19 protein-coding genes are annotated in these 22,790 nt (G+C 72.4%); 12 read left to right on the forward strand and 7 right to left on the reverse strand.

Annotated elements, in window-relative coordinates:
- Positions 1 to 103: 103 nt before the first annotated feature.
- Entirely contained in the window at positions 104 to 787 is a 684-nt protein-coding gene (locus AAEP86_RS18350) for an NUDIX hydrolase (protein WP_420368713.1), read from the forward strand.
- Positions 788 to 863: 76 nt separating this feature from the next.
- On the opposite strand, the gene AAEP86_RS18355 is transcribed toward AAEP86_RS18350, so the two are convergent.
- From AAEP86_RS18355 to AAEP86_RS18370, 4 genes are all read right to left on the reverse strand, one after another.
- Positions 864 to 1,439, reverse strand: coding sequence for a TetR family transcriptional regulator (locus AAEP86_RS18355; protein WP_420368714.1), 576 nt, complete (start codon positions 1,437 to 1,439; stop codon positions 864 to 866).
- 117 nt (positions 1,440 to 1,556) lie between these two features.
- Positions 1,557 to 2,567, reverse strand: a complete 1,011-nt coding sequence (locus tag AAEP86_RS18360; RefSeq protein ID WP_420368715.1) for a TerC family protein — start codon at positions 2,565 to 2,567, stop codon at positions 1,557 to 1,559.
- A gap of 168 nt (positions 2,568 to 2,735) precedes the next feature.
- On the reverse strand, positions 2,736 to 3,548 hold the full coding sequence (locus tag AAEP86_RS18365) for a DNA-formamidopyrimidine glycosylase family protein (protein WP_420368716.1): 813 nt from the start codon (positions 3,546 to 3,548) through the stop codon (positions 2,736 to 2,738).
- Between the two features lie 44 nt (positions 3,549 to 3,592).
- Positions 3,593 to 5,212, reverse strand: coding sequence for an MFS transporter (locus AAEP86_RS18370; RefSeq protein WP_420368717.1), 1,620 nt, complete (start codon positions 5,210 to 5,212; stop codon positions 3,593 to 3,595).
- A 143-nt stretch (positions 5,213 to 5,355) separates the two neighbouring features.
- Here AAEP86_RS18370 and AAEP86_RS18375 point away from each other — a divergent pair, with 143 nt between their 5' ends.
- Positions 5,356 to 6,933 carry a phospholipase D family protein gene (locus AAEP86_RS18375; RefSeq protein WP_420368718.1) on the forward strand — a complete coding sequence of 526 codons (1,578 nt, stop codon included), beginning with the start codon at positions 5,356 to 5,358 and terminating at the stop codon, positions 6,931 to 6,933.
- Positions 6,934 to 7,021: 88 nt separating this feature from the next.
- On the opposite strand, the gene AAEP86_RS18380 is transcribed toward AAEP86_RS18375, so the two are convergent.
- On the reverse strand, positions 7,022 to 7,822 hold the full coding sequence (locus tag AAEP86_RS18380; protein ID WP_420368719.1) for an alpha/beta hydrolase: 801 nt from the start codon (positions 7,820 to 7,822) through the stop codon (positions 7,022 to 7,024).
- Positions 7,813 to 8,202, reverse strand: coding sequence for a hypothetical protein (locus AAEP86_RS18385; RefSeq protein ID WP_420368720.1), 390 nt, complete (start codon positions 8,200 to 8,202; stop codon positions 7,813 to 7,815). The genes AAEP86_RS18380 and AAEP86_RS18385 overlap by 10 nt, the downstream gene beginning before the upstream one ends.
- A 159-nt stretch (positions 8,203 to 8,361) precedes the next feature.
- On the opposite strand from AAEP86_RS18385, the gene AAEP86_RS18390 reads away from it, so the two are divergent.
- The 10 genes from AAEP86_RS18390 (at position 8,362) to AAEP86_RS18435 (ending at position 21,872) form a co-directional block, all read left to right on the forward strand.
- Positions 8,362 to 8,595, forward strand: coding sequence for a PLDc N-terminal domain-containing protein (locus AAEP86_RS18390; RefSeq protein ID WP_420368721.1), 234 nt, complete (start codon positions 8,362 to 8,364; stop codon positions 8,593 to 8,595).
- 123 nt (positions 8,596 to 8,718) lie between these two features.
- Positions 8,719 to 10,005 carry an endo-1,4-beta-xylanase gene (locus AAEP86_RS18395; RefSeq protein WP_420368722.1) on the forward strand — a complete coding sequence of 429 codons (1,287 nt, stop codon included), beginning with the start codon at positions 8,719 to 8,721 and terminating at the stop codon, positions 10,003 to 10,005.
- A 155-nt stretch (positions 10,006 to 10,160) separates the two neighbouring features.
- Complete coding sequence (locus AAEP86_RS18400) at positions 10,161 to 11,618, forward strand: DUF6421 family protein (RefSeq protein ID WP_420368723.1); 1,458 nt, start codon at positions 10,161 to 10,163, stop codon at positions 11,616 to 11,618.
- Entirely contained in the window at positions 11,615 to 12,310 is a 696-nt protein-coding gene (locus AAEP86_RS18405) for an SDR family NAD(P)-dependent oxidoreductase (protein ID WP_420368724.1), read from the forward strand. The genes AAEP86_RS18400 and AAEP86_RS18405 overlap by 4 nt, the downstream gene beginning before the upstream one ends.
- Positions 12,307 to 13,380 carry a threonine aldolase family protein gene (locus AAEP86_RS18410; RefSeq protein WP_420368725.1) on the forward strand — a complete coding sequence of 358 codons (1,074 nt, stop codon included), beginning with the start codon at positions 12,307 to 12,309 and terminating at the stop codon, positions 13,378 to 13,380. The genes AAEP86_RS18405 and AAEP86_RS18410 overlap by 4 nt, the downstream gene beginning before the upstream one ends.
- Positions 13,381 to 13,497: 117 nt before the next feature.
- Positions 13,498 to 14,847: an ABC transporter substrate-binding protein gene (locus tag AAEP86_RS18415; protein ID WP_420368726.1), complete on the forward strand. Its 1,350-nt coding sequence runs from the start codon at positions 13,498 to 13,500 to the stop codon at positions 14,845 to 14,847.
- Positions 14,844 to 15,803: a carbohydrate ABC transporter permease gene (locus AAEP86_RS18420; protein WP_420368727.1), complete on the forward strand. Its 960-nt coding sequence runs from the start codon at positions 14,844 to 14,846 to the stop codon at positions 15,801 to 15,803. The genes AAEP86_RS18415 and AAEP86_RS18420 overlap by 4 nt, the downstream gene beginning before the upstream one ends.
- Positions 15,803 to 16,714 carry a carbohydrate ABC transporter permease gene (locus tag AAEP86_RS18425; protein WP_420368728.1) on the forward strand — a complete coding sequence of 304 codons (912 nt, stop codon included), beginning with the start codon at positions 15,803 to 15,805 and terminating at the stop codon, positions 16,712 to 16,714. Before AAEP86_RS18420 ends, AAEP86_RS18425 begins: the two co-directional genes overlap by 1 nt.
- A complete protein-coding gene (locus AAEP86_RS18430; protein WP_420368729.1) occupies positions 16,711 to 17,856 on the forward strand; it encodes a phosphotransferase family protein in 1,146 nt (381 codons plus the stop codon). Before AAEP86_RS18425 ends, AAEP86_RS18430 begins: the two co-directional genes overlap by 4 nt.
- A gap of 197 nt (positions 17,857 to 18,053) precedes the next feature.
- Entirely contained in the window at positions 18,054 to 21,872 is a 3,819-nt protein-coding gene (locus AAEP86_RS18435; protein WP_420368730.1) for a TIM-barrel domain-containing protein, read from the forward strand.
- Positions 21,873 to 22,008: 136 nt separating this feature from the next.
- Here AAEP86_RS18435 and AAEP86_RS18440 read toward each other — a convergent pair whose 3' ends face one another.
- Positions 22,009 to 22,776, reverse strand: coding sequence for an SDR family NAD(P)-dependent oxidoreductase (locus AAEP86_RS18440; RefSeq protein ID WP_420368731.1), 768 nt, complete (start codon positions 22,774 to 22,776; stop codon positions 22,009 to 22,011).
- Positions 22,777 to 22,790 lie beyond the last annotated feature (14 nt).

Here is a 22,790-nt window from a genome sequence, read left to right on the forward strand (position 1 = left end):
TGCAGTCGTCGATCCGGCAGCCGATCGCCGCCGGAGTTCCTGACCTCGGACGCTACGTGGTGCTCCTCGGAGATCGCCCCACTGCAGCGCCTAGGCTGACCGGGTGGTCACCGCACGTCAGCAGCTGTCCGCGCTCGTCCGTCCGGGCGGCGCGCCACTGGTGCCGGACATGCCGACGGCCGAGTCGTCGCGACGGGCGGCGGTCCTCATCCTCTTCGGGGCCCTCGACCACGTCCCCAGTGACCGGGACGCCACGGACACCCGCGTCGGCCGGGACCTCGACGTGCTGCTCCTCGCCCGTGCGACCACGCTCCGAGCGCACCCCGGCGAGGTCGCGTTCCCCGGCGGACGGATCGACCCCGGCGACGCCGACCCCACGGCTGCGGCCCTCCGCGAGGCGCAGGAGGAGACCGGCCTCGACCCCGACGGCGTCGAGGTGCTCGGCACGCTGGATCCCGTCCCGCTCGCGTTCTCACGACACCTGGTCACGCCGGTCATCGGCTGGTGGCGGTCGGCCTCACCGGTGCGGGTGGTCGACGAGGCGGAGTCCGCCGCGGTCTTCCGCGCCCCGGTCGCTGACCTCCTCGACCCGGCGCACCGCGGTGTGACCGTCGTCCGCCGCGGCGGTCAGGAGTGGCGCGGTCCGGCGTTCACGGTCGACACCGTGTCGGGGACGCACACGGTGTGGGGCTTCACCGCGATGCTGCTCGACGCCGTCTTCGACCGTCTGGCCTGGACGGAACCGTGGGACCGGCAGCGCGAGGTCCCGCTCCCCGTCGCCCGCTGAACCGGTCGCGGGGCGCAGGGCGCAGCCGCCGACGACGCTCGCGACCGCCGGTCGCCCGCTGGCCCCGTCGCAGGGCTCAGCCGCCGACGACGCCCGCGACCGCGTCCACGACGATCTGCCGCCGCCGCGCCGGCGTGACCGCGGGGACGGAGGTCTCGAACTCGGGGCTGCCCGCGCTCCAGAACGCGGCGAGGTGCACGACCAGCCCGAGCAGCACCGGCGCTCGGAAGGACCGCGGCACGACCCCGGCGCGTTGCGCCCGCTCGACCTCGGCGACGACCGCGCGCTGGCTCTCCACGACGGCCTCCAGCGGGGTGGTCCCTGCGCGCTCGAGCCGGTGCCACGTCGCGAGCCGCGGGATCCACGGACGTTCGACGAAGTGGTCGTGCAGCCGGCCTGCGTACTCGGCGAGGTCCTCGGGGTCGAGCGGGACCTGGTCGAACGTCTCGGCGACCGTCTGCGCGAAGAGCGCGTCGAACAGGCCTTCCTTGCTGCCGAAGTAGTGGAAGATCTGGGCCTTGTTGCTCGCCGACGCCGCGGCGATCCGCTCGATGCGGGCACCGCCGATCCCGACCGCGGCGAACTCGTCCCGCGCCGCGAGCAGGAGCTTCGCGCGCATCGCGTCGGCGGCTGGGGGCGTGAAGGGTGCCATGCCGTCCACCGTACCGAGCGGGTGGTCGCGCCCGGCGCACCGGTGGCGACCGGGTGTCGGACGGGAGGCGCGGTGCGGGCCGGCACCGCGCCTCCCGTCCGCTGGGTGGTCGCGACCTCAGTCGGTGGTGCGGGCCTGCTCGTCGCCGCTGGCTGGCGCCGGCTCCCGACGCATCTTCGCGAGGCTGGCGAGGGTGGACACCGCCATGGCGACGACGATCACGACGAGGGAGACCCAGGTGGGGATCTCCGGCGCCCACGCGATGTGCTCCCCGCCGTTGAGGAACGGCAGCTCGTTGCCGTGCAGGGCGTGCAGCACCAGCTTGACCCCGATGAACGCGAGGATGAAGGCGATGCCGCACTTCAGGTACACGAGCCGCTCGAGCAGACCACCGAGCAGGAAGTAGAGCTGACGGAGCCCCATCAGCGCGAACACGTTGGCGGTGAAGACGATGAACGCGCTCTGGGTGATGCCGAAGATCGCCGGGATGGAGTCGAGCGCGAACAGCAGGTCGGTCGTGCCGATGGCGATGAGGACGACGAGCAGCGGCGTGAAGTGCCGGACACCGTCGTGCGTCGTGCGGAGCTTCATCCCGTCGAAGGTGTCGCTGATCCGGACCCGACGGCGGAGCGTCCGGACGATGAAGCTGTCCTTCTGCTCGTCGCCGTCGTCGTCGTCGCGGAGCTGCTGGATCGCGGTCCACACCAGCCACGCCCCGAAGATGTAGAAGATCCACGAGAAGTCCTCGATGAGCTGCGCGCCGACCAGGATGAAGATCCCGCGCAGGACGAGCGCGATGATGATGCCCAGCATGAGCACCTCTTGCTGGATCTTCTTCGGCACCGAGAACCGCGCCATGATGATGACGAAGACGAACAGGTTGTCGATGCTCAGGCTGTACTCGGTCAGCCAGCCGGCGAGGAACTGGCCGGCGGGCTCGCCGCCGGCGAAGACGAGCATCGCCACCGCGAAGACGAGCGCGAGCCCGACGTAGACCCCGACCCAGATGCCGGACTCCTTCAGGGTCGGCACGTGCGGGCGGCGGGCGACGATGAGCAGGTCGGCCAGCAGGATCGCGACGAGCGCGATGATCGAGCCGACTTCGAACACGACGGGGAGCTCGGTCATCCGGAGCCTTCCTTGCGGTGGGGACGGGTGGTCGTCGCGGGGACGGGAGCCGTCACGGGACGGGCCGCCACGAGGACAGCGGTGTCCAGTGTCCCGGATGTCGCGCCGCCTGGCGAACCGGGTGGCCGCACGCCGCGCCGCACGCCGTCCGATCACGGCGCCCGTCGGTCACGTCGATCGGTGCCCGTCGACGGGCTGGCAGCACGGGCACCACCACAGCCGTCGCGCCGGCGACCCGACCACCTCGATGTCGTCGCGGGCGCGGACCCGGGTGCCGCACCGCAGGCAGGGGCGTCCGGCCCGGCCCACGACCCAGTGCCGTTCGCCGCGACGCAGCACGCCGGTGGTGACCTGGTAGGCGTCGGGAACGGTGGCCGAGTGCGACAGCATCCGTCGTGCGGTGTCCAGCAGGCCGACCACGTCGACGGTGCCCACCGGCCGGTCCGGGTGCAGCCCCCGGATGAACCCCAGCTCGTTGACCCAGAGGTTGCCGAGCCCGGCCACGCGGGTCTGGTCGAGGAGGGCCGCACGCACCGGCAGGGCCGGGTCCGCGGTGACGCGCCGGAGGGCTTCCGCCGCGTCGAACCCGTCGTGCAGCAGGTCCGGTCCGAGGTGTCCGAGCGCCCGTGCCTCGGCGGCGGATTCGAGCAGTTCGACCACGGGCAGGTCGAGTCCCCACACCGTGCGACCGTCGGCGAGCACCATCCGGACCCGTGCGGTGCGGGCGGCCGCCGCGGGCAGTCGTCGTCCGCTGCCGGTGACCGTCCACGACCCCTGCATCCGCATGTGCGTGTGCAGGGTGGTGCCGTCGTCGAACCGGGTCAGCAGGTGCTTGCCGTGCGTGGCGTGACCGAGGACCGTGCGACCGCCGAGGCGGTGCCCGGCGGACGCCCCGCCACGGAGTTCCCCGGCGGTGACGACCGCCCCGTCGACCTGCCGCAGGCGCGCGGCGAGGCGGTGGACGGAGTCACCCTCGGGCATGCGCCCACGCTACGAGGCGCCGCCGACACCACGCGCGGCCGCGGTCACACGGATGCTTCGGTCCCGCGCACCTTTCCCACCACGACATCGACGATGCCGGCGATCAGCGCCAGGGCGACGAAGCCGAGCGACACCCCGAGCGCGAGCGGCAGTCCCTGGGAGTAGTCGCCGTGTGCGTCCGCGAGCGACGAGTAGAACACGCTCCCGACCGCGGCGATCCCGATGGCGGAACCGACGCGCGCGCCGACCTGGATGAGACCGCCTGCCGACCCGCCCTGCTCCACCGGGACCTCGGACAGCGTGAGCGTCTGGTTCGGCGAGATCGTGAGGCCGGACCCGATGCCGCCGACGAGCAGCGGCAGGACGAGCCACCAGCCGAGGTCCTTCTCGTAGTGGTTCGCCACGACCCAGATCACACCGCCGAGTCCGATCAGGACGAGGACCGTGCCGACGACGATGAGCTGCCGTCCGAACCGGTGCACGATCCGACCGCCGATGGTCGACGCGACGCCGGAGCCCACCGCGAACGCGACCGAGGACAGACCGGCGAGCAGGGCCGAGTAGCCGAGCCCGGACTGCAGCGCGAGCGTCAGGACGAAGAACAGCGGGGTGAACCCGGCGAAGTACACCGTCGCGAGTCCGACGCCGAGCGAGAACGACCGCCGACGGAAGAGCGCCAGGTCGATGACGGGCTCCTTCGTCCGCTGGTAGCGGCGCTCCCAGAGCACGAAGGCGACGCCGAGGACGACGGCGACCACGACGAGCCACCACTTCGTTGCGCCCTTCCACTGCTCGGACTGCACGAACGGCAGGAGCAGGGCGACGACCGCGGCGCCGAGCAGCGCGATGCCGACCGGGTCGAAGTCGTGCTTCCGCCCGGATTCGGTCCGTTGCGGCTTCGGCAGGTAGCGGAAGGCCAGGAGGATCGTGACGAGTCCCACGGGCAGGTTCACGAAGAAGACGAACCGCCACCCGTTCTCGGTCCCGAAGGCCGTGATGAGCAGGCCACCGACGAGCGGGCCGATCGCGGTCGCGATGCCGACCGTCGCGCCGAAGAGCCCGAACGCGGTGCCGCGTTCCTTGCCGCGGAACAGCTGCTGGATGAGCGCCGTGACCTGCGGGGTGAGCAGGCCACCGGCCAGGCCCTGCACGAGCCGGGCGACGACGAGCACGATGCCGTTCGGCGCGAAGCCGCACAGCGCGCTCGCGACGGTGAACAGGCCGACGCCGACGACGAACATGCGGCGGCGTCCGGTGGCGTCGCCGAGCCGACCACCGGGGACGAGCAGCAGCCCGAACGCCAGGGCGTACCCGGAGAGGATCCACTGGACGGCCTCCGGCGTGGCACCCGGCAGCCCCTTCGAGATCGACTGCAGGGCGACGTTCACGATGGACACGTCGAGCAGCACGATGCCGCCGCCGAGCAGGCAGATGACGAGGGCCTTCCAGCGGCGCGGGTCCGGCTGGTCACCGTCGTCGTGCCCGTCGGACTGCGCGGGGGCGGACGACGCGCGGTCGGAGGGCTCCTGGTGGCGGTCCGAGGACGGCTCCTCGACGGTGCGGTCCGAGGACGGGTGCTCGACGGCGGCCGCGTGGTGGGCGGCGTGGTGCGAGACGGTGGGAGCCGCATCGGGCTCGACGGGCTTGCGGTGTTCGGCTGTCATGACGCTCTCACGCTAGGCGCGCGCTCCCGGGGAGTCCGGGCAGGATGCGTTTCCCGTCCGACTCGCAGTGCCGCCTGAGGACCCCCACAGCCGCCGGAGGTCGACCCGACCCGGGCAGCGGCCCGCCCCGTAGTCTTCGGGACGTGCCCACCGATCCGGCCCACTGGTTCCTCGCCCGCGACGAGCGCGGCAACACCGCCACCGAGGTGCACTCCGGCGGCGGTGACGCACCTGCGTGGTCGGAGGGCAACACCGCACGTCCGCTGGTGCACGGTGCCGCGTACTTCGAGCGGCTCCACGCCGAGCTGTCCGTGCTGGGTCCCGGCGACCGCGTGTGGTTCACCGACTGGCGCGGCGACGCCGACGAACGCCTGCTGCCGGACGGCCCCACCATCGGGGACCTGCTCGCCGACCGCGCCCGCGCCGGTGTCGAGGTCCGCGGGCTGATCTGGCGCTCGCACGGCGAGCGGGTCTCGGCGTCCCTGAGCACCCGGTCGAACGAACTGCTCGGCCGGAAGATCAACGAGGCCGGCGGCGAGGTCCTCCTCGACCAGCGGGTCCGTGTCTTCGGGTCCCACCACCAGAAGTTCTTCGTGATCCAGCACGGTGAGGACCCCGGTCGCGACGTCGCCTACGTCGGCGGGATCGACCTGTGCCACAGCCGCCGCGACGACGCCGCGCACGAGGGTGACCCGCAGCACGTCTCGATCGACGCGCGCTACGGCGAGCGCCCCGCCTGGCACGACGCCTCGATCGAGCTGCGCGGCCCGGTCGTCGCCGACGTCCTCGCGGTCTTCGCCGAGCGCTGGGACGACCCGCACCCGCTCGACCGCAGCCTGCCGTACCGGATGCTCCTGCAGCGTCTGACCCACATGCCACGGCACCCGGAGCCGTTGCCCGAGCGCACTCCCCCGCCGCCGCCGGCCGGCGACCACGCGGTGCAGCTGCTCCGCACCTACGGGGTGAAGCGACCGCCGTTCCCGTTCGCACCCCAGGGCGAACGGAGCATCGCGCGCGCCTACGCGAAGGCGTTCCGGACGGCGAGGTCCCTCATCTCCATCGAGGACCAGTACCTCTGGTCCCGCGAGGTCGCCACCGGCATCGCCGAGGCCCTCGAGCGGAACCCGGACCTGCGGGTGGTCGTCCTCGTGCCCCGCTACCCGAACTCGGACGGCGTCCTCAGCGGACCCCCGAGCCGCCTCGGCCAGATCGACGCGATCGAGACCCTCCGCCGGACCGCGCCCGACCGCGTCGGGGTCTTCGACCTCGAGCACGAGTCCGGCCGGCCGATCTACATCCACGCCAAGGTGTGCATCGTCGACGACACCTGGTTCACGATCGGGTCCGACAACTTCAACCGTCGCTCGTGGACGACGGACAGCGAGCTCACCTGCGCGGTGGTCGACTCGAGCGACGGTGACGGCTCGATCGCGCGGGACCTCCGCCGGCAGCTGTGGGCCGAGCACCTCGCGACGTCGCCCGACGACCCGCGCCTGGACGGCACCGGCGCCGAGCTCCTCGAACTGTGGCGGTCGCACGCCCGAGCGCTCGACCACTGGCACGAGGACGGCGAACCCGGCCCTCGACCGCCGGGGCGCGTCCGGAACCACGTGCCGGAACCGGTGTCGGCGCTGCAGCGGCTGTGGGCGGCGCCGGCCGCGCGCCTCGCGGTCGACCCCGACGGGCGGCCGCGGCGGCTGCGGGGCACCACCCGCTTCTGAGTCGTGGACCGACGCCCCGCCGGACGGGAGGCACGGTGCCGGCTGACACCGCGCCTCCCGTCCGGCTCGTGTCGGTCACGGCGACGCTTCAGCGCCGGGCGCTCCACGCGGCGATGCGCGCGATCGTGGTGGCGAACTCGGCGAGACCCGGCCGGTTCAGGAAGGCGTGTCGCGTCCCGGGGAGGACGTGACGCTCCACGTCCGCGCCGGCTCCGGCCAGCTCCGCTGCGAACCGGTCCCCGGAGGCCCGCATGGTGTCGTGCTCGGCGTGGACGAGCAGGGCCGGCGGGAACCCGTGCAGGTCGTGCCCGCCCGGGAAGGCGTGACGCTGCGCGAGCGCGCGGCGCGAGCCCGCGTAGTTGCGGTTCGCGACGTCGAGCGCCCACGGTGCGTGGGTGACCCGTCGGTGACCGCGGGAACGCACGGCGGGATCGCGGACCCGGGGGTGCCGTGCGTGGAAGAACCCGTACGCGAACACCGCGCCGACGGGCGGGGTGCCGTCGTCCAGTGCGCGGAGCGTCGCTGCCGCGGCGAGGCACGCACCAGCGCTCGCACCGCCGAGGAGCACCCCACCCGGGGAACGTCGACGGACCTCCCGGTGGGCGCTGACGACGTCCTCGAGGGGCAACGGGAACCGCACCCGCGGACGTCCGCCGCCGGGTCGCTGTCGACCGACGAGCGGGACGGGTGCCAGCCGGTAGTCGACGGTCGCGACGGTCAGACCCCGTGCCGCCAGGGCCCGGGCGACGGCGTGTGCCTCCGGCTGGTCGAGACCGCCGCGGAAGAACCCGCCGCCGTGCAGCCAGAGCAGCGTCGGCCCGGCGGCTGCACCGGTCGTGCGCTCCGCCTCGTACCAGCGGACCGGCACCTCCCCCGTGCTCAGAACCACCGGAGGACGAACTGCTCGAGCACGTTCCGGGTCACCCCGACGACACCGCTCGCCGGTTCCCCCGAGTCCCGCCCGACGGCTCGGCGCAGGGCGGTCTGCGCGGCCTCGTACTCCCGGCGTTCGTCGGCCGAGAAGTCGTCCGGCGGAGTGGTGCGGACGGCACTGATCCTCTCGAGCCGACGGAGGCCGGTGCGGAAGCCGATCGGGCGCGGAGCCGCCTCGAACACCTGCAGGAGCTGCTCGTGCGAGTACCGGTCGGCACAGCCCGTGGCCTCGGACACGAAGTCCGTCAGGCCGCGCAGGCCGGCCTCGGAGCCGACGGATCGGATCTGCACGAGCCGTGCCCGGCTGCAGAGGTCGTACAACAGTGCCTCGTCCATCGCGGTCCCCTCCCGACTGCTCGGTCCGAGCCTGCCACACGCAGGAGGTCGGCTCGGGTCCTCTCCCGGGATGTCACTCGCGAGGCGGATGCCGTCCCGCGTCGTCGTCCCTAACGTTGGTGGTCCGACCGCGCACCGGCGCGTCGAGGGGAGGACGACATGCTGGAGAACACGAGCGGGATCCACGTGCTGGTCATCGTGGTGATCGTCGCGCTGGAGGTCCTCGCACTGGTGCAGGTCTGGCGCGACCGCAGCCGCAGCGACCTCGTCAAGGCGCTCTGGACCGCGGTGATCGTCCTGGTCCCCGTCATCGGCCTGGTGGGCTGGGCCGTGAACTGGTTGCTCGGCCGCGCCGCCGACCGGCTGAACCGGTCGCGCGGACCGGCCGCCTGACACCAGCCGCGGCCCGCGGCGGTCGGTCGGCGCGGCGATGCCGTCGGGAGTGTCCGGGGAGCAGTCCGGGTGGTATGTTCGGGCGCACAACAAATCCCGGACGACGACGTCGGAGGACGCGCGATGACGCACGGAACAGCACACCGGATCGGCGAGACCACGCTGACCGTCGTCGACCCGGGCGGCCGACCGCTCCCGGGGGTCGACGTCACCGTCCAGCAGACCCGGCACGCGTTCGCGTTCGGGAACATCGGCTTCGACTTCATCGGCCTCGCGAACGCCGCTGCGCAGGACGGAGCGCACGACGGAACAGCGCCCGCCGGATCAGCGCCCGCCCGATCAGCGCCGGACGCGGACGGCATCGGTGACGAACACCTCGCCGCCCTCTGGACGGACGTCTTCAACACCGCGACCCTGCCGTTCTACTGGGGCCGCTTCGAACCGGAGCGGGGAGCGCCGGACACCGCACGGCTCCTGACCACGGCGCAGTGGTTCCGGGACCGCGGCGTCGCCCTCAAGGGGCACCCGCTCGTCTGGCACACCGTGCAGCCGGACTGGCTGCTCGGGCTCCCCCTGGACGAGGTCGAGGAGCTCCAGCGGCACCGCATCCGCCGCGAGGTCGGTGGGTTCGCCGGGGTCATCGACACCTGGGACGCCATCAACGAGGTCGTCATCATGCCGGTGTTCGACAACGGCGACAACGCGATCACCCCGCTCGCCCGGGCGAAGGGACGCATCCCGATGATCCGGATGGCCTTCGAGGAGGCCCGTGCGGCCAACCCGCACGCCACCCTCCTGCTCAACGACTTCGACCTGTCGAGCGCCTACGAGTGCCTGATCGAGGGCGTGCTCGAGGCCGGTGTGCAGATCGACGCCATCGGGCTGCAGACGCACATGCACCAGGGCTACTGGGGCGAGGACACGATGCTCGCGATGGTGGACCGGTTCGCCCGCTACGGACTGCCGCTGCACCTCACCGAGACCTCGCTGGTGTCCGGTGACCTCATGCCCGCCCACATCGTCGACCTCAACGACCACCAGGTGCCGTCGTGGCCGTCGACACCGGAGGGCGAAGCGCGGCAGGCCGACGACCTCGAGCGGCACTACCGGAGCCTCGTGGGCCACCCGTCGGTCGAGGCGATCACCTACTGGGGCATCACCGACGCCGGCGCCTGGCTGGGCGCCCCGATCGGTCTCGTCCGCGCCGACGGTTCCCCGAAGCCGTCCTACGAGGCGCTCCGTCGGCTGGTCAAGGACGAGTGGTGGCTCGGGCCGACGACGCTCCGCACCGACGACCAGGGCCGCGTGCCGGTGCGCGGGTTCCGCGGCGACTACCGAGCCGACCTGGACGGCACGACGACCGCGTTCTCCGTGGGCACGGAACCGGCCGAGGTGCGGCTCGTCGGCTGAACGTTGCGCGGTGCGGTCGCTCCGCGGCGTGACCGGCCGCCACACGCACGATTCCGCCGCGGATCAGCAACCATCCGTCGGCCGCTTCTCCCTAGGCTCGTCGCAAGCACGATCCGCCGCACCGCCGCGGCCGGCCCGATGACGGGAGGTTCGACATGTCGCAGTTCGTCCAGACCCACACGCAGGACGCCATCGTCGGAGAGCCCGAGGTCGTCGAGGACCGCCGGACCGTGCGCGCGGTCGCCACGCACCCGGCCTGGCTGCGGCTGAAGGCCGCCGTCGTGTCGTTCCGTGCCCTGCAGGCGCAGGACGGCTCGGTACCGGACCCGGCGGACCACGTGACGGCCTCCGGGTACCTGGCCACGATCCTCCAGGCCGTCGCCGAACTGGCACCGCTGTTCCCGCACGACGCCGCGTACCTCGCCGCGCTGCCGCGGGACGCGGCACGGTGGGAGCAGGACGGCTTCGGCGTCCCCGACTTCCTCGACTCGCTGAACGCGTTCCAGCCGCAGCAGCACCGCGTCGACGGACTCGGCCACCTCGTCGTGTTCCCGATGGTGACCCAGAACGGCAGCTCGTCGCGGCTCGTCGAGGCCGTCCTGGTCGAGGTCATCTGGCCGGAGTTCATCGCCGAACTCGAAGCGGGCGACCACAGCAACGCGCTCTTCGTGGCGCTGCGCTTCGTCGACTTCACCCCGGGGTACGACACGAACTCCGCGGTGCTGTTCCCCGAGACCGTCGCGATGCGGGAGCTCCCGACCTTCACGTGGGGCGCGATCTTCCAGGACCGCGAGGCCGCCCGGTACCGGCGGGTGGTCCGCGCCGCGGCGGAGATCACCAAGCTGGAGCTGCCGGACGACGCTGCGGCGATGCTCGACGACCAGGATCTCACCGAGCGGGTGTTCGTGATGTGGGACATCATCCACGACCGCTCGCACATGCGCGGCGACCTGCCGTTCGACCCGTTCATGATCAAGCAGCGGATGCCGTTCTTCCTCTACTCGCTCGAGGAGCTGCGCTGCGACCTCACCGCGTTCCGCGAGTCGGTCCGGCTGCAGCGCACGCTGTCCGCGGTCCCCGACGCCGACCTCGACGAGGCGCAGCGGATGATCCGCGACCACGCCCACCTCGTGCAGTACGCCGTCGTGTTCGACCGGATCTTCCGCTTCGCGATCACCGGCAGCCGGGTGCGGAACTACGACGGCCTCGGTGGCCAGCTGCTGTTCGCGTGGATGCACCAGCACGGCGTCCTGCACTGGACGGACACGCAGCTCACGATCGACTGGGAGGCCGCCCCGGACGTCGTCGTCGCCCTGAGCGACGAGATCAACGAGCTGTACTGGCGCTCGATCGACCGTCCGAAGGCCGCGCACTGGCTCGCCGCGTACGCGATGCTGACGCGGACGCTGACACCGCACCCCGCGTCGGTGTGGGCGCGCGGGCTGCCGGACGAGACGCTCGCCGGCCTGCCGAAGGGCTACACGGACGCGGTGCTCGACGACGAGTTCCCGCTGTCGATGTTCTACGAGGCGCTGAGCAAGAAGATGGCGCCCGTGATCGCCTCGACGGCCGGCATCACCGGAGCCGCGTCCGTCGTGGACGCCGCCGCGTGAACGACGGTCCCGTCGCCGGGCGCCGGGTGCTGATCGCGGGGGCGACGAGCGCCAGCGGCGCGGCGGTCGCGCGCGCACTCACCTCCGCCGGTGCGTCCGTCGTCGCCGTCGGCACCCGTCCGGACGCCCTGGAGGCACTCCGCACGTCCGTCCCGGGCGTCACCACCCACACGTGCGACCTCGCGGACCCGGGTGCGGTGAGCGCCCTGGCGGACGAGGTGCGCGCAGCCTCCGGCAGCGTCGACGGCCTGGTCCACCTCGTCGGTGGGTGGCGCGGCGGCGGGAGCATCGTCGGGCAGTCCGACGAGGACTGGGCGTTCCTCGAGCGCGGCTTCCGCACCCTGCGGAACACGACGAGGGCGTTCCACGACGACCTCGTCGCCTCGCCGGCGGGGCGGCTCGCGATCGTCTCCTCGACCGCCGTGGCGTCCCCCACCGCCGGTGCCGCGGACTACGCCGCTGCGAAGGCCGCCGCGGACGCCTGGGTCCGGGCCGTCGCGCAGGGCTTCCGGAAGGACGCACCCCGTGCCGCAGCGGCGATCGTCGTCGTGGGCGGCCTGGCCGGGCTCGAGGACCGGCTGGGCGACGAGGTCGTGCGGCTCTGGGCAGCGGCACCGGCGGACGTGAACGGCGTCCGCATCCCGCTCGTGCCGTCCGGCGCGGGCACCCCCGAACCTAGGATGAAGCCGTGACCCTCCGACTCCACGACCTGGACCTGCGGGGCTTCGCCTCGGACAACTACGCGGGCATCCACCCCGAGATCCTCGACGCGATCACCGCGGCCAACGACGGCCACCAGATCGCGTACGGCGAGGACGTCTACACGGCACGCCTGCAGGAGGTCATCACCGCGCACTTCGGCCCGCAGGCGCAGGCGTTCCCGGTCTTCAACGGCACCGGGGCGAACGTCGTCGGCCTGCAGTCGATGCTGCCGCGGTGGGGCGCCGTGGTGTGCACGTCCACCGCCCACATCCACACCGACGAGGCCGGGGCACCCGAGCGCGTCGGCGGCATCAAGCTGCTGACCGTCGACGCCCCCGACGGCAAGCTGACCCCCGACCTGATCGACCGCGAGGCCTGGGGGTGGGGCGACGAGCACCGCGCGCAGCCGCTCGTGGTGTCGATCACCCAGACGACCGAGCTCGGCACGGCGTACACCGTGGACGAGGTGCGTGCGATCGCCGACCACGTCCACGCACGCGGCATGACGCTGCACATGGACGGCGCCCGCATCTCGAACGCCGCGGCCACGCTCGGTGTCCCGCTCCGCGACTTCACCACCGACGCCGGGGTCGACGTGCTGAGCTTCGGCGGCACGAAGAACGGCATGCTCTACGGCGAGGCCATCGTCGTGCTGGAGCCGACCGCGTCCGAGGGGCTGCACTACCTCCGCAAGATGAACATGCAGCTCTCGTCGAAGATGCGGTTCGTGTCGGCGCAGCTCATCGCCCTGCTGACCGACGACCTGTACCTCCGCTCCGCCTCGCACGCCAACGCGATGGCGGCCCGCCTCCGGGGAGCGCTCGAAGCGGGCATCGCCGACGGCACCATCACGGGCGTCGCCTTCAGCCAGGAGACCCAGGCGAACGGCGTCTTCGCGACCCTGCCGACCGGGGTGGCCGACCGGCTCCGCGAGCACTTCCGGTTCTACGACTGGGACGCCAGCCGGAACGAGGTGCGCTGGATGTGCGCGTTCGACACGACCGAGCAGGACATCGACGCGTTCGTCGCGGCGCTGACGCGGGAGCTCGCCGCCGCCTGACCGATCATCCGGCAACCGCCGCGGACGGGGCGACGGCGTACCGGTGTCGGCGGATCGGCATAGCGTTCGAGCGTGGCGTCACCGGCGTCCGGAACTCGTCCTGCGAGGAGACCGCTCGTGCACCCGACGCCGCTCACTCGTCGCTCCCTGCTCGTCGGCGCGCTCGGCCTCACCGCGGCCGGTCTGCTCAGCGGGTGCGTCGCGAACAACGGTCCGCAGCCGAGCTCGGCGGCGCCGGGCTCGAAGGCCGACATCGGCGAGGTCGAGGGGACGCTGCGCTTCGCGTTCTGGGGCGGCAGTGACGGCGAGAACACCGGGTTCGCCAGGGCGAAGGCCGGCTTCGAGAAGCGACACCCGAAGGCGACGATCGAGCTGCAGACGCTGCCGTACGACGGGTTCTTCTCGGGGATCGACCGGGGCATCCTGTCGCGAACGGCACCGGACGTCTTCCGGGTCGACTACACGAGCATCGGCAAGTACACCTCGCACGGGGTGCTGCTCGACATGACGCCGTACCTCAGCGCCGCCGAGTCGACGGCGTTCCTGCCGGCGCTGTACGACGCCGTGCGGTTCGAGGGGCGGACGTACGGCGTGCCGCACCAGACGGACACCTCCGCGATCGCGTTCAGTCGGAAGGCCCTCGACGAAGCGGGCATCGGCGCGGTGCCGGACCGGCTCGACGACGCGTGGACGTGGGAGGAGTTCGCGGCGGTCAGCACGAAGCTCCGGAAGGCGATGCCCGACGACAAGTACCCGTTCGCCTACGACTGGACGGCCGCGGGCGCCTACCGCTGGGCCAGCTTCCTGTACCAAGCGGGCGGCTCCCTGCTGACGGAGGACCTCCGACGCTCCGCGGTCGACGGCGATGCCGGGCGCAAGGCGATGGCGTTCACGCAGCGGTTCTTCGACGAGCGGTGGGTGCCGGCGAACAACACGATCAAGACGACGGTCTACTCGGACAACTTCTTCCTGAACCAGACGGTCGCGATGACGTTCGTGGGCGACTTCCTGGTGCCCGAGCTCGCCGACGGGGCGAACGGGTACCAGGGCGGCGAGTGGGCGACCACGTACATGCCGCGGGACCGGGCGGCGGCGTCGGACCTCGGCGGCAACGCGATCGTCGCGACCCGGGACACCGAGAACCCCGAGCTCGCGGCGGCCTTCCTGAAGTTCCTGGTGGAAGAGGACCAGATGCGCGACTTCTGCCAGCGGGCGAACGAGCTGCCGACCCGGAAGAGCCTGGCGGACCAGACGCTCGACTACGCGGTGCGGCCCGACGTGATGGGGGTCTTCACGCAGCAGGCGACGACGATCACCGAGACCGCGGTGCGCGAGACCGTGGTGCCGGGCTTCGCCTCGGTGAACACGGCGCTGCAGGACCAGCTCGAACTCGCCTTCCACGGCCGGGGCACGGACCAGGCGATCCGGGCCATCGACGCGGCGGTCGACCAGGCGGTGTCCGCATGACGGGCGCGACCGAGCGCATCGGGGGCGCCACGGCGGGTGGGGCCGTGCGGCGCGGACCGCGGCGGTCCGCCGGGGTCTTCCGGGCCTCCACCACGGCCGCCGCGTCCGCGTTCCTGCTGCCGAACGTCGTCCTGATCGTCGTCTTCACGCTGCTGCCGCTCGTCTACGCGCTCGTGATCAGCTTCCAGGACCTCGACTCGCTCGGCGGGACCAGCTGGGCCGGACTCGGCAACTACGCGAAGCTCGTGACGGACCCGGTGTTCTGGCAGTCGGTGGCGAACACCGGCGTGTTCACGCTGTTCACGGTGCCGGTCGGCATGGCGATCGGGCTCGGTGTGGCGGTGCTGCTCAACGGGGTGCTGCCCGGACGGGCGGTCTTCCGGACGATCATCTTCCTGCCCCTCGTGGTGTCGGGCGTCGCGACGGGCGTGCTCGGCGCGTGGATGTTCGACCAGAACAACGGGTTCATCGACAAGTTCCTCGCCACCCTCGGCCTGCCGCAGGTCGACTGGCAGTCGAGCGGCGGGTGGGCGATGACCGCGGTCATCCTCATGACGCTCTGGCAGCGCATCGGCTTCGACATGCTCATCTACCTGGCCGGGCTGCAGGGCGTCGACCCGGCGGTGCAGGAGGCCGCGTCCACCGACGGGGCGACGGGCTGGCAGCGGTTCCGGCTCATCACGTTCCCGCTGCTCGGGCCGTCGACGTTCTTCCTGCTCGTGATGAACCTCATCTACTCGTTCCAGGTGTTCGACACGGTGTGGGCGATGACCCGCGGCGGGCCCGGGTACGGCACGAAGACGGTGGTGTCGTACGCGTACCGGGTGGCGTTCGACGAGCACGGCCCGCAGCTGCTCGGGTACGGCGCGGCGGTCGGCATCGTGATCTACCTCGTGACGCTCCTCATCACCGGACTGCAGTGGCGCTTCAACGCCGGACGGGACCAAGCGGACTGATGACCTCCTCGACGTGGGACACCGGCGCTGCGGCGTCCGGCCGGTCCGCCGCTGCCGCGGCCACCAGCGCGACCCATTCGCCCCGGAAACGCCGGGGCCGGCTGCTCTGGCTGCGCCTGACGGTCGCGGTCGTCGTCACGGTCGTGATGGCGTTCCCGCTCTACTGGATGATCCTCACGGCCTTCTCGACCCGGGCAGACCTGTACGCACCGGGGCTGCAGCTCTGGCCGCAGCACTTCACGGTCCAGAACTTCGTGCGTCCGTTCCAGGAGTTCCCGGTCTGGCGCTGGTTCGCGAACTCGCTCGTCGTGTCGGTCGCGGTCACCGTCATCACGGTGTTCTGCAACCTGCTCGCCGGGTACGCGTTCGCGAAGCTGCGGTTCCGCGGCCGGAACGCGCTGTTCCTCGTGCTGCTGTCCACCCTGATGATCCCGCCGCAGGCGATCATCGTGCCGCAGTTCTTCATCTCCATCGGTCTGCACCTGTACGGCGGGCTCTGGGCGGTGATCCTGCCCGAGGCCGCGGCGATCTTCGGGGTGTTCCTGGCCCGGCAGTTCTTCCTCGCCGTCCCGGACGAGCTCATCGAGGCGGCGCAGCTCGACGGGGCCGGGCGGTTCCGCACGTTCGTGTCGGTCGTCCTCCCGCTCTGTCGGCCGCTCCTGGCGGTGCTCGTGCTGCTGACGTTCATGGGCGAGTGGAACGCCTTCGGGTGGCCGCTGGTGGCACTGTCGGGCAACCAGGACCTGTTCACCGTCCCGATCGGGATCGTCGGCACCCTGCAGGGGCAGTACACGTCCGACTACGGCGCCATCATGGCGGTCAACCTGCTGATGATCCTGCCGATCGTCGCGCTGTTCCTCGCCTTCCAGCGGTACTTCGTCGAGGGGCTGTCGCGGAGCGGCCTCCGGTGACGGAGCGCACCACGCCACCGACGGCGTCGGGGTCCGTCACGCCGCCGACGGCGTCGGGGTCCGCCACACCGCCCGCCGAGTCGGGGTCGGCATCTGCCGCTCGGCCCACCGCCGCGGACGCCCGCAGGTGGATCACGGCCGACTTCGGCATGCACGTGACCGACATCGACGAGGTCACCGGCGGCACCGACGCCTCCGCCGTGGTCTGGCGGTTCGTCGACGACGCCGGGGACGCCTGGGCCGCGAAGTGGACCACCCGACGCACCCGGACCGGCACCCGCCTGGTCGGGTCGATGGCGGCGGCCGGACTGGACGCCGCTCCGCCCCACGCCCGCACGTCGCTCGGGCAGCGCCGCAGTCGGCGGCGCGGCGGTCGACTCGCGGTGTCGCGCTGGTCCGACGGCCAGGACGCGGCGACCGTCGGGCTCGACCTCGACGGCTGGACCGCCTACGGCGCGCTCCTCGCCGACGTGCACGCGCACGCGTTCCCGCTGCCGGAGCGGCGTCGCGGAGCCCGCAGGGGCATCCGCCGTCGACGTCGGCGCTTCCGGGCGGAGATCCGTGCACTCGACACCGCCGCCGCACTGCCGCAGGGGTCGCCGTTCCTCGACCTCTGGCGGCAGGCCCGGGGCCGGATCGCGCTGCTCGAGCAGGGTGCGCTGCTCACGACGCCGGCGCCGACCGAGCTCGTCCCGTGCCACGGCGACGCCCACCTCGGCAACGTGCTCGTCGAACCGTCGGGCGGGCTCCGCCTGGTCGACTGGGACGAGGCGGTCGTCGGACCCCGGGAGCTCGACCTGCACTTGGTCGAGTTCCCCGTGCTCTTCGAACCGACCTCGCCGGAACAGCTGGCCGCGTTCCGGCGCGGGTACGGGCCGACGACGGTGGACGGACGCCGGATGGTGCGGTTCGCGAGCATCCGGGCGTTGGAGGACCTCACCTCGACGATGACGGCGGCCCTCGTCGCCGACGCGCTGCTCGGGCACGGTGACGACCCGACCGCCCGGGCGGACCGCGACGAGGCGGTCCGGGTCTTCACGGGGATCCTGGCGCCGACCGGTTCGGCCTCGCTCCTCGAGGAGCGCCTCCGCGCGGCGCTCGCAGACCGGTCGGCGTCCGCGCCGGTGGCCGTCGGCGACTGACCGCGGGCGTCCGGGGAACGCGCACCCGCCACATTGCCCCTTCCACGGGGGCCACGACGGTCCTATGGTTTACAGCGTTGTAAAGGGCCGGTCGACCGCCGGCCCCGCTGGACCAGCCGGTCCCGGCCGGATGGACGACGTCGTCCACCCGGGCGGTCACGGCCCGATGGACGACGTCGTCCACGAGGAGCACACACTTGCGTCCCACCTCCATCCGATCCCGGGGGCCGCGCCGAGCGCTGTCCGCGGTCGTCGTCGCTGCGACCGCACTGGGCATGCTCGGCATCGCCGCACTCCCGGCCGCTGCTGATCCCGCAGCGGCTCGCACCGTCGTCTCCGGGCAGGCCCGGTTCGAGGTGCTCTCCCCCACCCTGATCCGCACGGAGTACGCCGGCGACTCGCACTTCACCGACGGCAGCACCTTCAACGTCGTCGGCCGCGACGACTTCGCGCCGACGCGGTTCACCAGGACCGAGCGGGACGGGTGGCTGACGCTCGACACGGGTGCGATGACCGTCCGGTACAAGGAGGGCTCGGGGCCGTTCACGCAGGACACCCTGCAGACCAGCCTGACCCTGCCGTCCGGGCAGCGGGTCGCCGGGACGCCGTGGGTGTCGACGCCGACCCCGTCGTGCACGATCGGGACGCTGTGCGAGGCCGAGACCCTCGGGCTCGACGGGCTGTCGCTCGCGACCGACCACACGGGGTTCACCGGCGCCGGGTTCGCCGCGGGCTTCGAGTCCGTCGGCAACGCGATGACCTTCACGACCACGGCGGACCAGGCCGGCTCGTACGACCTCGCCCTGCGCTACGCGAACTCGCAGGGCGGCGACGGCCAGGTCGCCACCCGCACCCTCAGCGTGACCGTCGACGGCGGCGCCGCGAAGACGATCCGACTGGCACCCGGCGCGGACTGGGACGACTGGAAGACCTCCGCCGTCACGACGCTCGCGCTCTCCGCGGGTGAGCACCGTGTCCGCATCGAACGGACCGCCGACGACTCCGGCCGGGTGAACGTCGACAGCCTGGCCCTGGTCGACACGGGCGCCGCCTACCCGGCACCGTCGACCACGGTCACCGGGAAGGACTGCGCGTTCGGCACCGTGTGCCAGGCCGAGGACTCGGCACGCACCGCCCCGGCCACGACCGCCACGAACCACAACGGCTTCGCCGGCACGGGCTTCGTCGCCGGGTTCGAACGGGCCGGCGCGCAGGTGACCGCACACGTCACCGGGGTACCGACGACGGGCGACTACGCCCTGCAGGTCCGGTACGCCAACGGCTCCGCGAACGTCCCGACGCTGACCGCGGCACCGACCGGACAAGCGGCCACCACGGCACAGCTGCCGAGGACGAGCGGCTGGGACTACTGGAACACCGCCTCCGTCCCGGTGCACCTCGCCGCGGGCGCGAACGACGTCGTGATCGGCTGCCCGACCGTCGCGAACAACTGCAACGTGAACTTCGACACCGTCGCCGTCGTCGGGTCGAGCTCGCCGGTCCTGGCCGCGCACGCCCCGCTCGGCGGGTACCGGCGTGACCTCGACACCGCGAACGGGCCGGTGCGGACGAACCCGGGCCTGCTCTACCAGGACGGCTGGTCGCTGCTCGACGACAGCGCCTCGGCCGGGTACGACCAGGCCACCGACACCGTGACGCCCGCGGGCGACCACGGCGGCGAGCCGTACCAGGACGGCTACGTCTTCGGGTACGGCACCGACTACCGCCACGCCCTGCAGGAGCTCGCGGTCCTGACCGGCCCGACGAAGCTGCTGCCCCGCTGGGCCTACGGCGTCTGGTACTCCGAGTACTACGACCGCTCGCAAGCCGACTACGAGGCGATCGCGAAGGAGTTCGGCACGCAGGGTGTCCCCGTCGACGTCATGGCGATCGACACCGACTACAAGACCGGCAGCACCACGAACCAGGCCGACAGCAAGTGGGACGGCTGGTCGGTCGACCCGGCCCGCATCCCGGACATGACCGGCCTGCTCGCCGACTGGCACGCGGAGGGCATCCACAACACGTTGAACATCCACCCGTCGATCTCGGGCCAGGACCCGAGGTTCGCCCAGGCGCAGGCCACCGCGAAGGGCAAGCTGACCAAGGGTGACGGCGACCGGTACCTGTTCGACTGGTCGGACCCCGACCAGCTGAAGGCCTACTTCGACCTGCACACGTCGCTCCAGCCGGAGGGCGTCGACATGTGGTGGCTCGACTGGTGCTGCAGCGAGAACTCGAAGTACTCGGCGAACGGCGTCACCCCCGACGCGTACATCAACCAGCAGTACGCGAAGGCCACGGACCAGGCACTCGGCGGCCGCGGCCTGGCGTTCTCGCGGGCGTACGGCTCGCTGACCGCGGGCGGCTACGGCAACCCGCAGGCGGTACCGACCGGTCCGTGGGCGGACAAGCGCACCACGGTCCACTTCACCGGCGACACCACGTCGTCGTGGGACATGCTGCTCGCCGAGGTCGGGTACACCCCGGGTGAGTCCGCGGCGACGGGCCTGGCGTCGATCAGCCACGACATCGGCGGCCACAACGGCGCGCAGTACGGCATCACGGGCAAGGAGCCCGGCACGACCCAGCTCCCCGAGGACCTCTACGCCCGCTGGGTGCAGCTCGGCACCTTCCAACCGATCGACCGCCTGCACAGCAACCACAGCGACCGACTGCCCTGGCAGTACCCGGCCGCGGCGAACGCCTCGGCGAAGCAGTTCCTCAACCTCCGCGAGGACCTGCTCCCCCTGACGTACACCCTCGCCGCGCAGGCGACGGCGACCGGCACCCCGATCCTGCAGCCGCTCTACCTGCAGTACCCGGAGGCGCAGCAGTCCTACGCGCAGGCCGGTTCGGAGTACCTCTACGGCAAGGACGTCCTCGTCGCGCCGGTGACCACGGCGAACGACGCATCGGGCAGGGCCACCCGCTCGGTCTGGTTCCCGGCGGGCAGCTCGTGGACCGACTGGTTCACCGGGAAGACGTACGCCGGCGGCACCACCGCCGACGTCACGACCGACCTGAGCACCATGCCGGTGTTCGTCCGGAGCGGTGGCATCGTCCCGACCCGCTCGCACCACGTCGCGAACGACGCGGCCCCGCTCGACGCCGTCACCCTGACGGTGGCGACCGGCGCCGACGGCGCCTTCGACCTGCACGAGGACGCCGGCGAGGACACGGCGCCGACCGCCCGCACCAGCGCGACCACGACGGCGGACGTGCGCGGGAAGGCGGCGGCGGGCAGCGCCTCCACGGCCGTCCGGTACACGCAGCAGGCGACCGGCGGGACCCTCACGATCGCGCCTGCCGACGGCTCGTTCCCGGGCCAGGTGCGGGACCGCGCCTGGACGGCCACGTTCACGGACGCGGACCGGCCGCGCACGGTCACCGTCGACGGACGCCCCGTGTCCGCGTCGGCGTGGACCTACGACGCCGACTCCCGGACGATCACCGTGCCCGTCGCCGAGCGGTCCGTGTCGGACCGCACCGTCGTCCGCTTCAGCACCGTCGCCGCGGCCGCACCGACCCTGCAGGTCGCGGCCCCGCGGGTCGCGGCCGGTGGGACGCAGACGGTGACCGGCAGCGGCTTCCCCGCCGACACCGACGTCGCCCTCGGGACGACGCCGGCCATCGGCCGCGGGACCGCGCACACCGACGCGACCGGTGCGTTCTCGGCCGACCTGCGGGTACCGGCCACGGCTGCCGGGCGCGTCACGGTGGCCGCCTCGGTCGGGGACGTGGTCCTCGCCCGGGCTGCCTTCACGGTCACGGCCGCCGCCGTCCCGTCGTCGGGTCCGACGCCGGGTGGCAGCAGTCCCGCACCGGGCGGCGCGGGTGTACCCGGTGCCGCGGCGCCGGGTGACGGAGGCGGGTCGTCCGCCGGCGACCCGGACGGCGCGCTCGCCTGGACCGGCGCGGACGTGGTGCCGCTCGGGTTGCTGGCCGTGGGACTGCTCGCCGCCGGTGGGGTCGTCCTGACGGTCACGGGCCGCCGACGCCGCCTGCGCGGCTGACGCACGACCGAGGACGACGGGAGCGGCGCGCGCATCGGCGCCGCTCCCGTCGTCGGTCCGGCGGGCGGACTGGAGGCGCGACGCCGGTCGTGCGCGCCGGCTCCCGCCCGGCGCGCGGTCCCCTGCTCGGCCCGCCCTACAGGCCGACGCTGCCCTGCGAGATCCCGCCGTCGATCGTGACCGTGGTGCTCGTCATGTAGGCGGCCTTGCCCGAGGCCAGGAACACGACGACCTCGGCGATCTCGTGCGGCTTCGCCGGTCGACCGAGCGGGATGGCGTCGTCCAGCCGCTTCAGCTTCGCCGGGTCCGACGTCGTCGCGGTGTTGATCGGGGTGTCGACCGCGCCCGGTGCGATGTTGACGATCCGGATGCCGTGCGGCCCGAGTTCGACGCCGCCGCTGCGGGCGAGCATCCGCATGCCGCCCTTCGAGACGCAGTAGGCGAGGTTGCCCGGCATCGGCCAGTCCTCGTGCACGCTCGAGATGTTCAGGACGAGGCCGCCGTGCCCCTGTGCGATGAACTGCTTGGCGGCCGCCTGGGTCCCGAAGAAGGCGCTCTTCACGTTGACCGCCATGACCTCGTCGTAGCCCTCCTCCGTCTCCTCGAGCAACGACTTGCGGTCCTCCGTGCCCGCGTTGTTCACGAGGACGTCGAGCGACCCGAACGCGTCGACGGCCGCCTGCACCATGCGGTGCAGGTCCGCCGAGCGGGTGATGTCGGCGTCGACGCCGACCGCGTGACCACCGTGCTGCTCGATGCGGTGGATCAGCGACTCGGTCTCGTCGGGGTGCGCGACGTAGTCGATGACGATGTTCGCGCCCTCGGCGGCCGCGGCGAGGCAGATCTGCTCGCCGATCCCGCTGTTCCCGCCGGTGACGACGATGGTCTTGCCTTCGAGCAGCATGCTTCCTCCTGGTG

The organism is Curtobacterium sp. L1-20, from assembly GCF_048755855.1.
Lineage (GTDB): Bacteria > Actinomycetota > Actinomycetes > Actinomycetales > Microbacteriaceae > Curtobacterium.